Origin of the sequence: Anabaena cylindrica UHCC 0172 (assembly GCF_034931625.1) — a bacterium.
In the GTDB taxonomy this organism is placed as follows: domain Bacteria; phylum Cyanobacteriota; class Cyanobacteriia; order Cyanobacteriales; family Nostocaceae; genus Anabaena; species Anabaena cylindrica_A.
Map to the genome: position 1 here is coordinate 14,396 of NZ_JAYGGY010000056.1, position 1,616 is coordinate 16,011.

Consider the following 1,616-nt stretch of genomic DNA (forward strand, 5'->3'; position numbering starts at 1 on the left):
TAGTCAAGTGGAAACAGGCGCAATAGGAAATGCGGGTGGTGTGGAAATTTCTACTCAGTCCCTAGAAGTGCTGAATGGCTCTTTTCTTGATACTAGTACCCTTAGTAAAGGAAATGCAGGCATTATCAAAATTACTGCTACTAATAATATTAAGTTTGATGGTGAAAGTTATGCTGATAGTCGCGTAGAAACAGGTGCAGTCGGTAATGCAGGTGGTGTGGAAATTTCTACTCATTCCCTAGAAGTGCTGAATGGCTCCAGACTTGATGCTAGTACCTTTGGTAAAGGAAATGCAGGTAGTATTAATGTTATCGCCAAAACCTTGACAGTTACCAATGGAGGACAAATCCTTACTACCACATCAGGTAATGCTCAAGCTGGAAATATCATTTTCAAAGTTCAAGATAATATCACCTTAGATGGTACAGAAACCGGACTATTTGCTAATACAGAAATAGATTCAACAGGTGATAGTGGCAGTATTGATATTGACCCCAAAACATTAATCATCAAAAATGGTGCAGGAATAGGAGTAAATAGTCAAGGAAGTGGCAAAGGTGGAAATATTGCACTGCAAGCAGGAACTCTAAGTTTAGATAATCAAGGTTTTATCACAGCAGAAACTGCCAGTAACCAAGGTGGAGAAATAACTCTGCATATTCAAGATTTATTATTATTGCGAAATAACAGCCGGATAACTGCTACTGCGGGTACAAATGGTGCAGGAGGAAATGGGGGAAACATCAATATTAACGCTCCTTTTATTGTGGCACTTCCTAGTGAAAATAGCGATATTACAGCTAATGCCTTTCAAGGTAATGGTGGTCAAATCAATATTACAACTAACGCTATCTTTGGACTAGAATATCGCCCACAATTAACCCCAAAAAGCGATATTACTGCATCTTCTCAATTTGGATTAAGTGGTGAGGTAACAATTAATAGTTTAAATGTTGATCCATCCAAAGGTTTAGTAACATTACCAAACAATTTAATTGATCCTACTAGTCAGTTAATGCAAGGGTGTACACGCGCTGAAAAAATAGCAGGTCAACAAAATAAATTTACTATTGTTGGAAGGGGTGGATTACCATCAAATCCTAGTGATTTATTACCGGGAACAACACCGTTAGTGGATTTGGTAGATGTAGTTTCTAGTCAAGAAACAACCAAGCAAGAGATAACACCAGTTGTTGTGAATAATGAACGCGAAAATATCAATCCTCCTTTAATTCAGGAAGCGCAAGGATGGATAATTGCTGCTGATGGTAAGATTATTCTCACAGCAGAAGTACAAACAGTGATACCGCAAAATTCTAGTTTAAATAATCCTGGATGTCATGTTTCTAGTCAACAATGAGGAAGTGATAGTTTAAATTTTGCTATCGTAATTTAGAAAGTCTTTCTCTCTGCAACTCTGCGTAAAACAAAATGTTTATTACCCACATTCAGCAGGTAATTTAAGACAAAAAATAATATCGGTGACAAGATGGACAAAGGAACTGTAAAATCAGTTTTTGTCTATCTGTGAGTTGAATCGAAGATTTAATCCCATCGATAAATCTTAACGGGTGACAAGGGGGTTGAAGATGAGATGTGGCAATAATTTGAGAAAA

At 37.3% G+C, this 1,616-nt stretch carries 1 pseudogene; it reads left to right on the forward strand.

The features are described from left to right. Nucleotides 1-1,360 (forward strand): annotated as a pseudogene (locus tag VB713_RS13130) (S-layer family protein); the annotation flags it as partial. Nucleotides 1,361-1,616 lie beyond the last annotated feature (256 nt).